General features: G+C 59.8%; 10 protein-coding genes. 3 read left to right on the top strand and 7 right to left on the bottom strand.

All coding sequences use genetic code 11. The annotated features are described in order from the left end of the window. Positions 1–87: 87 nt before the first annotated feature. Positions 88–2238, bottom strand: a complete 2151-nt coding sequence (locus RRF56_RS22340; protein WP_317035353.1) for a Tex family protein — start codon at positions 2236–2238, stop codon at positions 88–90. A gap of 268 nt (positions 2239–2506) precedes the next feature. Then, positions 2507–6232, bottom strand: a complete 3726-nt coding sequence (locus tag RRF56_RS22335) for an NACHT domain-containing protein (RefSeq protein ID WP_317035352.1) — start codon at positions 6230–6232, stop codon at positions 2507–2509. Positions 6233–6601: 369 nt separating this feature from the next. On the opposite strand from RRF56_RS22335, the gene RRF56_RS22330 reads away from it, so the two are divergent. Both RRF56_RS22330 and RRF56_RS22325 read left to right on the top strand, forming a co-directional pair. After that, positions 6602–7522 (top strand): ATP-binding cassette domain-containing protein, encoded by a 921-nt coding sequence (locus RRF56_RS22330; protein ID WP_317035351.1) that lies wholly within the window; start codon positions 6602–6604, stop codon positions 7520–7522. Next, a complete protein-coding gene (locus RRF56_RS22325) occupies positions 7519–8298 on the top strand; it encodes an ABC transporter permease (RefSeq protein WP_317035350.1) in 780 nt (259 codons plus the stop codon). Before RRF56_RS22330 ends, RRF56_RS22325 begins: the two co-directional genes overlap by 4 nt. Here the strand turns inward: RRF56_RS22325 and RRF56_RS22320 are convergent. The 5 genes from RRF56_RS22320 to RRF56_RS22300 all read right to left on the bottom strand — a co-directional run bounded on the left by RRF56_RS22320 (position 8287) and on the right by RRF56_RS22300 (position 14011). Continuing rightward, the gene (locus tag RRF56_RS22320; RefSeq protein ID WP_317035349.1) at positions 8287–10083 is read right to left on the bottom strand and encodes an NAD+ synthase; all 1797 of its coding nucleotides are present in this window, start codon (positions 10081–10083) and stop codon (positions 8287–8289) included. The two genes, RRF56_RS22325 and RRF56_RS22320, sit on opposite strands and share 12 nt — an antisense overlap. A gap of 100 nt (positions 10084–10183) precedes the next feature. Beyond that, positions 10184–11152, bottom strand: a complete 969-nt coding sequence (locus RRF56_RS22315; protein WP_317035348.1) for a site-specific DNA-methyltransferase — start codon at positions 11150–11152, stop codon at positions 10184–10186. 114 nt (positions 11153–11266) lie between these two features. Then, positions 11267–12013 carry an NUDIX hydrolase gene (locus RRF56_RS22310; RefSeq protein WP_317035347.1) on the bottom strand — a complete coding sequence of 249 codons (747 nt, stop codon included), beginning with the start codon at positions 12011–12013 and terminating at the stop codon, positions 11267–11269. Beyond that, positions 11959–12636, bottom strand: coding sequence for a nicotinate-nucleotide adenylyltransferase (locus tag RRF56_RS22305; RefSeq protein ID WP_317035346.1), 678 nt, complete (start codon positions 12634–12636; stop codon positions 11959–11961). Before RRF56_RS22305 ends, RRF56_RS22310 begins: the two co-directional genes overlap by 55 nt. Positions 12637–12649: 13 nt before the next feature. Then, positions 12650–14011: a nicotinate phosphoribosyltransferase gene (locus tag RRF56_RS22300; RefSeq protein ID WP_317035345.1), complete on the bottom strand. Its 1362-nt coding sequence runs from the start codon at positions 14009–14011 to the stop codon at positions 12650–12652. Positions 14012–14434: 423 nt separating this feature from the next. Between RRF56_RS22300 and RRF56_RS22295 the strand changes: the two genes are divergently transcribed. Continuing rightward, complete coding sequence (locus RRF56_RS22295; protein WP_317035344.1) at positions 14435–14674, top strand: NfeD family protein; 240 nt, start codon at positions 14435–14437, stop codon at positions 14672–14674. The last annotated feature ends 53 nt before the right edge of the window (positions 14675–14727 follow it).

Raw genomic sequence — 14727 nt, 5'->3', positions numbered from 1 at the left:
CCAAATCGTAGGTGCGTTGGCGTAGCCAAGCCAGAGGCTCTATTGCATTCGCTTGGCTGAATCGGGGGTAGCCAGGCAAAATTAGCTTTACGCCTGGCGCATCGACAGGCCGATGCGCTTGAGCTTCACATCCACCTCCATTACCCGTACCTTGACCACCTGGCCGACTTTCACAATCTCATTGGGGTCGCTGACAAAGCGATCGGCCAGCTGCGAAATGTGCACCAGCCCGTCCTGGTGCACGCCCACATCGACAAACGCGCCAAAGTTGGTGACGTTGGTGACGCTGCCCTCCAGGGTCATGCCCGGCTTCAGGTCGGTGATCTCGTTAATACCGTCTTGAAATCGGGCGTAGGTAAACTGCTCGCGGGGGTCGCGACCGGGCTTCTCTAGCTCTTGCAGAATGTCGCGCAGGGTGAGTTCTCCGGCCTCAGCGGTGGTGTATTTTTTGATGTCGAGGCGCTTCAGGCGGTCAGCAGCTTTAGAAATTTGTCCTGGGGGGAGGGAGAGATCGGCGGCGATCGCATCCACAATCCCATAGCTCTCTGGGTGCACCGCCGTGTTGTCGAGCGGGTTTTTGCCGTTGCGAATGCGCAGAAACCCCGCCGCCTGCTCAAAGGCTTTCGGCCCCAGCTTCTTCACCTTGAGCAATTCTTTGCGCGACTGAAACGCGCCGTTGGCATCGCGAAACTCGACAATGTTGTTGGCCACCGCCGGGGATAGCCCCGACACGTAGGTCAGCAGTTCGCGGGAGGCCATATTTAGATCTACCCCCACGTAGTTGACGCAGCTCTCAATGGTCTCATCTAGCTTTTGCTTGAGCCGCTTTTGATCGACATCGTGCTGGTACTGGCCCACGCCGATCGATTTGGGGTCGATCTTGACCAGCTCCGCCAGGGGGTCTTGCAGCCGTCGGGCAATGCTGATCGCCCCCCGCACCGTCACATCCAGGTCGGGGAATTCTGCCGCCGCTACCTCACTGGCAGAATAAATCGACGCGCCAGACTCATTCACCAGAACTTTCACCGGAGGATTGGTCAAGGTCTTGAGCACTTCCCCCACAAAGACATCGGTCTCGCGGCTGGCGGTGCCGTTGCCGATCGCAATCAGCTCGATCTGGTGCTTGCGAATCATACCCGCCAGGGTCTGGGCCGCCTGCTGTCGCTGGTTTTGGGACTGGTGGGGAAACACCGCCTGGTACTCCAAAAACTTGCCGGTGCCATCCACCGCCGCCACCTTGCAGCCGGTGCGAAAGCCAGGGTCTACGCCTAGGGTAGGCTTCATCCCCGCCGGGGGCGACAGCAAGAGGTTCTTGAGATTGGCCTCAAAATTTTGAATCGAGACCTCATCGGCCCAGGCCTTTTTCTCAGCCATTACCTCGCTGGTCAGCGACGGCTTCATCAACCGGCTGTAGGCATCTTGAACAACTCCTCGGTAGAACTGGCGAATGTCAGCAACCGGAGTCTTAACCACCCGTTTCTCTAGGGTTTGCAGAATCGCGTCTTGATCGACCTCTAGCCCCAGCTTGAGAATGCCTTCGCGATCGCCCCGCAAAATCGCCAGCAGATTGTGGGAGGCAATGGAGCGCACCGGGGCCTGGTAAGCCCGATACATCTCAAACTTGGTGCTGCCCTCGGGGTGGCCTTTTTTGATGCTAGCGGTGAACTGCCCCTGCTTCAGTAGCTGATCGCGGACATAGCGCCGCAGAACAGCCTGTTCTGCCACCTGCTCCGCCAAAATATCCGCTGCCCCCTGGAGAGCCTCGTCCGGGGTCTGAACGCCTTGGTCAGGATTTACAAACGCCTGGGCCTCCTGAAGCAGCACCGCCTTTTTCCCGGTTTGATTCAGCTCCTCAATTCTCTGAGCCAGAGGCTCTAGCCCCTTTTCTTTGGCCATGGTGGCGCGGGTGCGGCGCTTGGGTCGGTAGGGCAGGTAAAGGTCTTCTAGCTCCGTCTTTTGCTGACAGGCGAGAATGGCGGCTTTTAGCGCCTCGGTGAGCTTGCCCTGGGATTGAATCTCGCTGAGCACCGTCTGCCGTCGGTCTTCTAGCTCCGTCAGGTACTGGTGGCGCTCGGCAATTTGCCGCAGCTGCACTTCGTCTAGATCGCCAGTGCGCTCTTTGCGGTAGCGAGCCACAAAGGGCACCGTCGCCCCCTCGGCAAACAGTTCTAACGTAGCCTCTACCTGAGCGGGGCGAATGTCTAGCTCGGTGGCAATGGTCTTGGCGATGGTCGTCATACAAACACGCAAAGTATTGTCTGGTCAGCGGCTGGCCATTTAGCCTAGCTTCACCATACTACTGAGGTCTAATCACCATATCCCTGCACAAATAAGAGAAAGACTCCTAAGGCGACTTCTGAAAAACAGTTGCCCCAATGGTGGGCACTGCCAACCCTACAGCGGCTACAGTTGATCGGCTAAAGCTGGTATCTTCTTGCCTGGCAATCTCCTAAGACTGCTTGGGTTTGTGCGCTAGGGGCAAGTTGATGCCGTGTTTGGAGAGCAATTAGTAGCTGACGATCGCACCCAAGGACCTCAGCATTCGTTCTTCGGTGTCGGACAAGCCAGTGGCTCCACGGATGTTAACGCCTTCGTAGGGGCGATCGGGGCGTAGGGTCTGCTGGCAGATGCCAGACTCCAATGCCCAGACGCGAATTTCGTCGTCTTGGCTGGCGGTAATCAGGTGGGTGCAGCTAGAGCAAACAGAGACTTGCCAAATGTCTTGGCTATGGCCGCGCAGCCGGTGGCGGCGCTGGTTGGTTTTCACCTCCCACACCTCGACCTGGGCATCTTGGCTGGTGATCGCCAGCAGATCGCCAGTGGGGCTATAGATCACCCCTTGAAGCCACTGTTCATCGGGATGCTGCCACTGGCCCTGGGGGGACCTGGCGGCGGTCGGCTGAGGGGAGGGTGAGTTCTGCCCAGGGCTGCGATCGCTGGGCTCAAACTGCCACCAGCGCACAGTACCATCGTGGCTGGCGCTGGCCAGGGTGTGCTGGTAGATGGCCAGGCTGTGCACCTGGCTTTGATGAGCGTCGAGGGTGTGGTGGCTCAAGACTGGCCCTAAAGCGCGATCGGGGGCGCGATCGGGGCGCGGCTGGTGCCAATGCCACAGCCCAATGGTGCCGTCTCGGGTACCCACGGCCAGCCATCGTCCGTCAGGGCTAAACCCCAGGGCCGACGGGTTCTCTGGGGCATCGCCTAGATCGCCTACGGCTGTCCCGGTAGCAACATCCCAGAGCTGGATCGATCGATCGGCCCCAGCACTGGCCAACCATTGCCCGTCCGGGCTAAAGGCTAGGAGGGTGGCTGGGGTTGCGGTGGCCCATACCCCCTGACTGTGACCAGTAACGGCAGACCATAGCCGAATACAGTGGTCGTCGGCGCTGCTGGCCAACCACTGACCGTCGGCGCTTAGCGCTACGGTACGAATTACTCCGCCGTGCCCCGACAGGGTGCGGGGACCATCGGCGTAGGGGCTACCGGCATTTACCTGCCACAGGCGCAGGCGGGTATCGTCGTGACCGGTGAGAATGCTGCCGCTAGTGGAGCTAGCGCTAAAGGCCAAACACCGCACCGGGTGGGCCTGACTGAGAAAGCTGCGCCAGCACTGGCCCCGCTGGGTGTTCCACAGTTGAATGGTGTAGTTGCTGCCGGTGACAAAGTAGCGACTATCGGCGCTAAAGGCCAAGGCCCAGACCGGTGCCCTCAATGCCGGCAGGGTGTAGCAGAGGCGTCGGGCCGGAATATCCCACAGGGCGACGGCAAGATCTTGGCGACTGCACAATAGGTAGCGCCCGTTGGGGCTAATTGCCATCGCCAACAGGGCCTGAATGTCGGTGGGCAAAATCCAGCAGGGGAGACCGGTTTCTAGGCTCCACAGGGTGAGACAGTGTTCGTCGTAGCCCGCCGCAAAGGCCATGGGTGGGCAGGTGGGGTCGTGGGGGTCGAGTAAAAAACCGGCGGTGCACAGGGTAGCGGTCGATCGCGCCTGGAAGCTGTTGATGACTGTGCGATCGCCAACATGCCACAGACAGGCCCGCTGGTCGTCGCCACCGCTCACCAGGCGATCGGCAGAATGGTCGGCGTTAGGACTATAGGCCAGACTGTGGATAGCCCCCTGGTGGCCATCTAGCTGCCCTTGACTCATCCCGGAGGCTACCTCCCACAGACACAGTCGTCCCTGGTCATCGCCCGAGGCTAGCTGGCTACCATCGGGACTAAAGGCCAGGGCTTTCACGGCCGCCTGGTGTTCGTCTAGGACATCGGTTTGATAGGTGGCACCCACGGGCCACAGCCAAATTTTGCCGGTTTCAGTGCCTACTGCCAGCAGATCGCTGGTTGGGCTAAAGGCTAGGGCACCAATGCCCTGCCCCTGTCCTTGACCCTCGTCAAACATCCACACCAGCTTGCCTCGCTGTAGATTCCACAGCAGCAGCCGACCTTCATGGTCGCCAGTGGCCAGGTGCTGCCCATCGGGGCTAAAGGCAGCTACTGGGTTGCGGCCCAGAGCCGTGGCAAAGGCGGTATCCCTAAACTGAGCCTGGCTAAAATTGGCTCCCTGGAGGCTTACCCGGCGTAGGTCGCCCTGATAGATAGCCAGATTAGAGAAGTTAGCGCCGCTAATCGCCAATCCCAAATACTGAAAGAGATGAATCAGGTTGCTGGCCCCGTAGCCAGGCTGACCCGTAAGCGCTCCTAGGGCCGTGAGCAGGCGATCGCCCTTGGTCGCTAACGCCTCGTCGGTGGCATAGCGCTGTTTGAGGGCATCTACCAACGGCATGAGGACCGCTGCCCGCTGGCGCTCTTGCACCACCTCCCGCGCCGTCATGGTAATTAACGGTAGCCGGTGAAGCCACTGTAACGACTCAGACTCTAGCTCAGCGACTAACGCCTCGTGCAGACGGGCTAACACCAGGCTTTGCACCACAGCACTGAGGCTGAGCACCAAGCCATCGGCAGGGGTACCAAGGACCCAGCCGCGCCCGATCACAGACTGCACTACTCCATCGTCGGGCGGAGGGTGCATAGCCCCATTGAGATGTTCTAGGGAAACGGGCTCTTGGGCCAGGGCCAGCCAGTAGAGTAGCGCCCATTCTTCGGCTAGCAGCCGCTCTAGAGCGGCGGTAAAGTAACGCTGCACTACCGTGGGCACCGTCAGTTCGGGAGATTGCAAGAGCGCGATCGGCTGTCCCTGGTAGACCTCCCGCAGGGTGGAGCCCAACCCCCGCAGCACCAGCGGATGGCTGCCGTAGCGTTCGACTAGAGCGGCCCAGTCGTCTGGGTTGGCCGTGGGGGTACCGAGGGCCTTCAGCAGTCCTTGGGCGGCAGTGTTAGCCAGATCGCCCACCGCATATTCGCGCACCCGCAGGCCGGTGACCTGGGCTAGATCGGCGGGTTTTTCGCGGCTGACCCAGATTAGACAGCTCTGGTGCTGACGCTCGGCTCCGCCATGAAACAGCTGCTGCATGGCCTCGGTGCCCTCCCGGTAGTAGCCCGCCAACTGCTGGGGGGCAAACAGGTGCTCCATGCCGTCAATAATTAGCAAGATGCGGCGCTGTTCGAGCTGCTCTAGCACCTCGTCAATTGTGGCTCCTTGGATCACCGTTAACGGCGCTGGAGCTAACCATTGGGCGATCGCCTCTAGACCATCTGCCATTGCCCCATCGGGGGGAATAGCCAGGTAGCCACACTGGTCGTACTGAGAGGCTAAGACATCGGCGATCGCGGCGGCTAGCGCCGTCTTGCCCACCCCTGGTAGGCCCCACAGCACGACCGTGCGACAGCGATCGGCCACGACCCAGCGGGTCAGAGTCGCCAATTCATTCTCACGCCCGCTACAGTCCGCCAGATCGAGGCGCGGTGAGTCGCGTACCACTAGAGCGGGCGGACGCGGGGGAAGACCTACCGCGACTGGCTGCGCCCTCGCGATTGAAGGCGACGCTGCCCCCTGAGCCGCCCAGGTTTGCAAGACGTTTTGGATGTTGCGCTTAGTAACCCGAATACCCTGGCGATCGGTATTCACCAACTCGGTGAGCAGATGCCAGAGCTTAGGCCCAACGTCTTTTTTAAGATAGTCTTCGGTATACCCTACGGTAGGGGTGGCCATGGCCGCATAGGTTTTATTCTCCCAAGAGCCCTTCAGCACCAGCCGCTCTACATCTTTCAGGGGGCGGCCCTTGCGTTCTACCGCTGCCTGGTTAACGAGTACAGCAATTTCCTCAAATTCCATGGACCAAACCGATGCAGCGACCCCCAATCTAGGCCCCAGTTTAACCTGAATTTTCCAGAACTTTTGGGGTTCTGAGGAAGTCGTTGCTGGGCTAAAAAAAATTCCCCAGCCCGAGGGCCAGGGAATGATCAGGGTGCATCTACCACTTCTTATTTCTCGCTCAGGCGAGGGAATCAGGATGGTTTGGAAGGGATTTTGCTAGAGTGCCTGGAAGAGCGGGGAGTGGATGGGTGAGTGGGTAAGCAGGGTTGGCATTGCCCTTAGGAATGTGGATTTATATAGCCATCTGTTTGACATTCACCGGAGGGATGACTTACCCCACCAACCCTACTTACAAACTGTTCAGGGACATCACAGGGAGCCTGCGCTGTGTCAGACGAGCTGAGCTTAACGGCCTACGACCTTTGGAAAACCTACGGTGACGAGGCCGTGGTGCAGGGCATTAGCTTTACCCTGGCACCGGGCGAAATTGTTGGGCTGCTGGGGCCAAACGGGGCGGGCAAAACCACCACCGTGGGCATGCTGTTTGGCACGGTGATTCCTACCAAGGGGTTTGTGCAGTTTGGCCCCTGGCAGCTGCCGGGGCAGGGGCAGCTAGCCCGCGCCCAGATGGGCATTGTCACCCAAGAAGACAATCTCGACCCCGACTTTACGGTGTTCAACAACCTCACCCACTTTGCCCACCACTACCGGATTACTGGGGCGGCAGCACGGCAGCGGGCAGGGGAACTGCTGGCTTTGGTCAACCTGGAGCACCGGGCCGAGGCCCAGGTGGATGACCTCTCGGGCGGCATGAAGCGGCGGCTAGTGCTGGCCCGCGCCCTGCTGAATCAGCCCAAAATTGTGTTTTTGGACGAGCCCACCACCGGCCTCGACCCCGATGCCCGGCAAGACTTTTGGCGGCTGGTGCAGCACCTCAAGGCCAACGGCTGCGGCATTTTGCTCACCACCCACTATATGGATGAGGCCCAGCGGTTGTGCGATCGCCTCTTACTCCTCCAGCAGGGCAAAGTGATCGATGAGGGCACCCCCTCCGACCTGGTGGCCCGCGTGATTGGCCGCGAAGTCGCCGAAATTGAGGGGGTTGAGGCCCCCATTCTTCAAGATCTGGCTGCCCGCCACAGCACTTGGTACCGGGCCTTTGGCAGTGGCCACCTGGTCACCCTGCCCGATGCCGACCCCGACACCCTCTGGGCTCAGATCGAGGCCCACCACCCCAGCCGTCTCCTGCGGCGGCCCGCTAATTTAGAAGATGTATTCCTTCGCCTCACCGGGAGCGTGCTCGAATGAAGTGGATCACCGCTACTCCTTGGGGCGTGTATTCGGTTTGGTGGCGGCACTTTCAGGTGTACCGCAGCACCTGGCTGGTCAATTTTTTGCCGCCGATTTCAGAGCCGATTGTCTACCTGCTGGCCTTTGGCTACGGCCTTACCCCTCTGGTGGGCGATGTGGAATATCTGGGGCAAATGGTGCCCTACCCACAGTTTTTGGCTCCGGGCATGATTGCGATCGGGGTGCTGTTTCAGTCGTTCTTTGAGGGGGCCTACAGCAGTTTCATTCGGCTCAATTTTCAGAAGACCTGGCAGGCGCTGCTGACGGCCCCGCTGAGCTATACCGATGTGTTTTTGGGCGACTGGTTTTGGGCGGCCACTAAGGGGGCGATCGCCGGTACGCTCACTGGCCTAGTGGCGGTGCTGGCTGGCCTCTACGACTTCTCTAGCCTGGTGCTGTCGATGCCGTTGATACTGTTGGGCAGTCTGCTGTTTGGGGCCTTTGGTCTGTTGATCGCGGGGGCTGTGAACAAAGTTGACCAGGTGAATGTGCCGATTTTTCTGTTCATCATCCCCATGTTTACCCTCTGCGGCACCTACTTCCCCCGCGATACCCTGCCGCCGCTGCTGGCGCGGTTTGCCGGGTTGTTGCCCTTGGCTTCGCTTGTCGATCTGCTGCGCTGGCCCTTGGGGCTGCCCCCCTGGTGGCCGTTGCTGCTGCTGTGGTTAACGGTGTGGATGGTGGTGATGGCCCGGTTGGCGGCCCTGCGGATTTACCCCCGGTTATTTAGCTAACGGTAACAGCTTAGCCTCGCTGGTCCAGCGGTTGGCGATCGGCATGCGCCAGCCCATGCCAAAGGCGCGATCGGTCACCTTGAGCACCGGCGGGGCCTGCCGCCGCTTAAACTCAGCGCGAGATACCAGGCCAATCACCCGATCGACGATCGCCGCATCGTGGCCAGCGGCGACAATATCAGCCACCGACTCGTGGCGCTGCACCAGGCGATCGAGAATGTCGTCGAGCACGTCGTAGGGGGGCAAAGAATCTTGATCGACCTGGCCCAGTTTGAGTTCGGCACTGGGGGGCTTGGTGAGAATGTTGGCGGGAATCAGGGTCGGAGGGCTGGTGCCATGGCCGGCAACTGGCCCCTCAGAACCCTTGGCCAAGGCCCCTAGCGCCAGCGTTCCAGCACTATTTCTGCCTAGACCCACCTGCTGATTTAACCACTGGCAGAGGGCGTAGACCCGCGTTTTGGGCAGGTCGGCGATCACGGCCAGGCCACCATTCATGTCGCCGTAGAGGGTGCAGTAGCCCACCGCCATCTCCGACTTGTTGCCGGTTGAGAGCAGCAGGTGGCCAAACTTGTTCGACACCGCCATCAGCAAATTGCCGCGAATCCGCGATTGAATATTTTCTTCGGCCACCCCAGGGCTGGTGCCCGCAAAGAGAGGATCTAAGACCTGGTCGTAGTCGGCCATCAGTGGGCCAATCGCCAGGGTCTGGTGGGCAATGCCCAGGGCCTTAGCCAGGGCTAGGGCATCGGTGACGGAGTGGTCAGAGCTGTAGGGAGAGGGCATGAGAATGCCCAGCACGTTGGTTGGGCCAAGAGCCGCCGCCGCGATCGCCGCCACCAGCGCCGAGTCAATGCCGCCGCTGAGGCCAATCACTGCTCGTTTAAAGCCGCACTTGTGGGTGTAGTCGCGTACCCCCAGCACCAGGGCTGACCAGATTGCCTCATTTTCGTCGGTGGGCAGGGGGGCAATCTCGCCGCTGTGCAGGTCACGCGCAATGGGGTCATAGTCTACGACCGTGAGCCCCGCTTGGTAGGCAGGCAGGCGGGCCACCAGATCTCCCTGGCGGTTAAAGGCCATACTGGTGCCGTCGAAGATTAGATCGTCATTCGCCCCCACCTGGTTGACGTAGAGAATGGGGCAGCGAAATCGGGTGGCGCTGTGGGCCAACATTGAGGCCCGCAGCTGTGCTTTGTTGACCGAGTAGGGCGAAGCCGAGAGGTTGACCACCACATCTACCCCCTCGGCCACCAGGTCGGCGATCGGGTTGCGGGTGTAGCTGCGCCCGCCCCAAAATTCTTCGTCGTTCCACAGGTCTTCGCAGATGGTAACGCCGACGCGCAGGCCCCAGTCGCCCAGGGGTACGGTAAAGCTGCTTGGCCCCTGACCGGCAGCAAAGTAGCGGTGCTCGTCAAACACGTCGTAGGTGGGTAAGAGCTGCTTGTGGAACACCTGCTGCACCTGGCCCCCCTGAAGCAGGGCGGTGCTATTAAACAGTGGTTTTTCACCATCGTAGCGGGCCTTGGGGTTGGCGGCGGCAAACCCCACCAGCACCGCCAGGTGGTGGGGCAGGTCGGCGGCCAGACGATCTAGGGTTTGGGCCATAGCCTGAATGAACCCAGGCCGCAGCAGCAGGTCGCGGGGTGGGTAGCCGCACAGCACCAGCTCAGTGGTGACCAGCACCTGGGCACCTAGCTGGTCGGCCTGGCGGGCGGCATCGAGCACCTGCTGGGCGTTGTGGGCCAGGTCGCCAATGGTGGGGTTAAGCTGGGCGATCGCAAATTTCATAGGAGTTATTAGGACTTAGAAAACGTATTCGACCAAAACACCGGCTGATGTTAACTCCGCTCACCGCAGGCTGAGCCGAGCTGATATCAACGGTAAAAGCTTAGGCTCCCGAGGAGAGCGATTTTTTGGGGCGGCTGCGCTGGGCCGCCAGGGTATTGCGCTCCCAAAATACCCCGTCGGCGTAGCCTTGAATGGTGGGGTCTAACGCCGCTAGCGCCAGGCGTTTTTCGGCCAGACAACAGTAGTCAGGGTCTTGCTCAATGCCCACATACTGCCGCCCTAGTTTGTGGGCAACAACAGCGGTGGTACCACTCCCCAAGAACGGATCGAGCACCACAGCGCCAGGCTTTGAGCTGGCTAGCAGAAGTTTGGTCACCAGCTTCTCGGGTTTTTGGGTGGGATGATCGGTATTTTCGGGCATTGACCAAAAGGGAACTGTAATGTCCGTCCACAGGTTAGACGGATGGGTCAGCCGGTACTTTTCTGCTCCGCTATCATCCCAATCTTTGGGCTGCCCAGCAGCGGTTTTGTAGGGAGCCATCACCTGACGCTTGAGCTTAACGGCATTGACATCAAAGTAGTAGTCATCAGAAACGGTGCAAAACCAAATGTCTTCGCTAGCATTTTTCCAATTGGCTTGAGCACCGCGCCCTTTTTCGCGCTCCCAGGTAATTCTATTTCTGACAATGAAGTGTTTTTCTAGCACAGGATACATGGCAGTGGACGTAGCCCAGTCAGCACAAAAATAGGCAGAGGCTTGGGGTTTTAGTAGAGGTTTTAACTGCGTAATCCAGCTATCAAGCCAGGTGGCATAGTGATTGTTGTCACGGTGGTTAAACCGTTTGCCATTGAAAGCTTTAGTGAGATTGTACGGCGGGTCAACAATCAACAAATCGACCCATTTAAGAGGCAGGTAGGGCAGTACCTCAAACATATCTTGGCAAATGGTTTTATTGAGAATATCGGCCAGAGCGCAGGGGCTATTCAAATTAACCAGTCGCTGTAATAAGCTAGACCGCTCGTCAGCGGTAAGTTCAAGGGTGCGATTGTTAGGTGCCTTGGCTTTCATCGAGTAACCTGCCCATGCTCAAAAAAATCCGCTGGTCTGATGGCGTTGGCGTAGTAGCATCGGGTCGTTATCGTTAGGAATTCGCTTTAGCCTCTACCCGATACTTTTAAAAGTTTAGATAAACACCATAGGCTTTTCTTTTAGTGGCTCAAAGGCCGCTGCATCAAACCGATATAGACTGGCGGGTCGCCCGGCTCCGCGAGAGGTTTTGTGGCCCGTATCCTGCAAAAAACCCAGCTTGAGCAGCCGGGCACGAAAGTTGGAATAGTCCGAAAACCCCTCTCCCAAAACCGTGACGTAGAGTTGGTAGAGATCGCCTAGGGTAAACACCTCGGGCAGCACATCGAAGGCGATCGGGCTGTATTCGAGTTTGTTACGTAGACGGCGGTAGCCGTAGGCAAGAATTTCGTTGTGGTCGAAGGCTAACTGGGGCACCTGTGCCAGGGGATACCAGGCGATACCGCTGACACCGTCGGCGATTAGTTCGGCATCTTCAAACCGCACCAGGGCAAAGTGGCTGACCGACAAATAGCGCACATCAAAGGCTTGGGGTGCTTCGCGAGGGTCGCGATCGGGGCCACCAAAGGTGTAGAGCTGCTCTAGATATAGCGTGTTGACCCGGATCTTTTCGGCCAGCACTCGGTAGGCAGCGGCTTCGATCGATTCACCCTGGCGCACTAGCGTGCCCGGCAGGCTCCAGTAGCCAGCAAAGGGGTCGTCGGGGCGCATCACGACTAGCACCAGCAGCCGGTTTTGCTGGGTATCGACCGAAAAAATTACGTTGTCTACCCCCACCTTGAAGTCGGCTAGGGGCACGGGGCTGAGGGGGTGGTCAGGGGTGCGGTGGAGGTTTGTGGCCATGGGTAGAGGTGGTGTTGGTCAATGTAAGACTGGACTGCTGGAGTAAGGCCGGGGGCGGGGGTAGTCGTGTCGGCGGGGGCGGGCGGCCCTTCACCCTGGCGATAGCGGGAGGAGGAGACATCGATCGCAGGCATGGCGGCTACGGTGACTGTGGTGTATTGCCGCAGAGGAGCCAGCTTCGCCTCGTTGAGGGGGTAGCCGGGGCGAGGAATGACCAGCAGGTTAACCGCCGTCAAGATATCTTCAGCCCGGTGCCAGGTCGGCAGTTGCTCGACCAGATCGGCCCCCACCACCAGCGAAAATTGAGCCTGGGGCCAGAGCTGCCGCGCCCGCTCTAGGGTGACAACGGTGCGCCTGTGGCTGAGTTCACCATGCACCTGCACGCGCCCTGGGGGAACTTCTAGCTCGTCGATGAGCAGCTCTAGCATGCGAAAGCGATCGCCCAGGGCGGTCTGGTGAGCCTTAAAGGGGTTGTCGGCGGTCCATACCGCCACATGGTCAAACTGGGTGGCTAGCCAGGTGAGAATGGCCCCGTGCCCCTGGTGAGGTGGGTCGGCACTGGTGCCAAATAGGGCGATGTGATTGGTGTGGGAAGCCTCTAGGGAGGTTGCCATTGAGGTCATAGTGTCCTTGGAGCTAGCGCTGGGGCACCGGGCGTTGCCGGGTCTGGGCCGCCAGTTCGACCAGCGCCCCAGATAGGTCTACAGGATAGTCGGCGGGATGGGTGATTTGGCGCACGGCGGTGGGTAGGCTGGCGACGGCAGTGGTGGCGCGATCGCGGATGGTCTCCAGGGTATCTAAAGGCTGAGTTAGCTCACCCTGATGCATCACCTGGGTGAGCAGAGCGCACTCATCTGGGGCGGCGGGTTCGGTGGTGAGTCCCAGGCGATCGCCCACGGCCACCCCCTGCTGGTAGCGGCGAAAGATCTGCTTACGGCCAGGCAGCGTCGCTTTTTGCACCGACTCTTTCATCACCGCACAGCCGTCTAGATCGACCAGTTTGTAGACACCATTGACCGGTGCGCCCGTGACCAGCTTGGTGCCCAGGCCGTAGCCGTCGATCGCGGCCCCCGCTTGCTGGAGTCGAGCAATTTCAAATTCGTCCAAATCGCCGCTGGCAAAGATGGTGGCCTGGGGCAGGCGCGATCGCACCGCCTGCGACAACGCCACCAAATCGCCCGAGTCGAGCCGTACTGCTGTGACGGGGGGGTGGCCTTGGGCGACCCGGGCCGCCAGGCGATCGGCAGCCGCCACGGTGTCGTAGGTGTCGATCAACAGTGCCGCCCCTGGAAAATAGCGTTGAAAGGCCTCAAAGGCCTGATCTTCGCTGCCCTCTAGGGCAGTGAACGCCATCACCAAGGCATGGGCCATAGTGCCGGCGGGCCGACGGCCCAACTGCACCGCTGCCAGCACGTTAGAGGTTTCATCTAGCCCCGCCGCCAGGGCAGCCCGTGCCGCCCACAGCGCCGCCTGGGGGCTAAAAGCTCGCCGAGTGCCAAACTCTAACAGCGTTGCCGCTGGCCCTGCCACATCGCGCACCCGCGCCGCACGGGTGGCAATCAGCGTCTGGTAGTTGAGGGCGTTCAGCAGGTAGGTTTCGGCTAGCTGGGCCTGCCACAGGGGGGCCTCTACCCGCAGCAGCGGCTCGTTGGCAAACACCACCGTCCCTTCGGGCACTGCCCAGACATCGCCGCTAAACCCTGCTGACCTCAGCCGCTGCCAAAAACTGTCGGGAGCTCGATCAAACAGCCCCGTCTGGCGCAGGGCCTCTACGTGACGATCCGAAAACCGCAGGTTAGTCAAATAGTCGATGGCCTGGGCCAGACCCATCGATACCAGGTAGCCATAGCCCTGGGGCAAGCGCCGGGTAAATAACTCAAAACTAGCGCGGCGATCGCCGATGCCCTCCCCCAGGTAGCAACTCGCCATAGTGAGCTGATACAGGTCAGTGAGCAGGCTGTAGTCTTCGGGCGCGGCCAACAGTGCCGAGTGAGTCATTGAGGTGCAAACCAATTTTAGTTATTTATACCATAACTCTTTGACGGGTCTTCCATATCCCAGGGGGGCTCGCCCTATTTTTCCGTCTGGAATGCTGTGAACATTTGGTGAAAGTTACTGTATCAGGTGCTCGGGGCAGAGGAGGATAGCCGCTCTGGCCTGGGGTGATCTCCCTCGTGCTAACGCTTCAATATCTGTCACAGGACTGGCGTTGAGCCCCCGTCGAACCCTCTATCGTCCTTCATTACCGGTTGGAGGCAGTTCCCCTGCCCCAGCCCACGGGGCGCAACCAGGCCAATGTTTAGCCACCGCCCCGGCCCTGGAGCACCGCTACCTGCAGAGCAGGGCTGTCACAGATGGCCCTGCTACACCACTTGATAAGTAAGCTCACACTAAAACCGAGATATTACTGGGAGGATAGCGATGAATCTGACCCATACGTTGGAACTCTTTGACACCCCTAAACCGGCGCGGGTTGAATGCCCGATTACCGCTCAGCTCAAAGGCCGAGTCTTTTATGAGGGCACCTACTGGCCAGCCCGGCTTTATGAAGCCGCCGCCGATGCCAGCTCTGCCTTGGCGGTGTCAAGCTGGGTTACCGTCGTTGGCCGCCAGGGGCTAACGCTGCTCGTTTCGCCACCGGGCGTGACCATTTGTGCCTAGGATGCCCCCCTAGCCAGATTAGCAATTCCCAACAAACCCTCATTTTCTGTAAA

The organism is Nodosilinea sp. E11, assembly GCF_032813545.1.
GTDB lineage: Bacteria > Cyanobacteriota > Cyanobacteriia > Phormidesmidales > Phormidesmidaceae > Nodosilinea.
The sequence above is the reverse complement of the archived record's forward strand: the minus strand, read 5'-3'. Positions and strand labels throughout refer to the sequence as shown.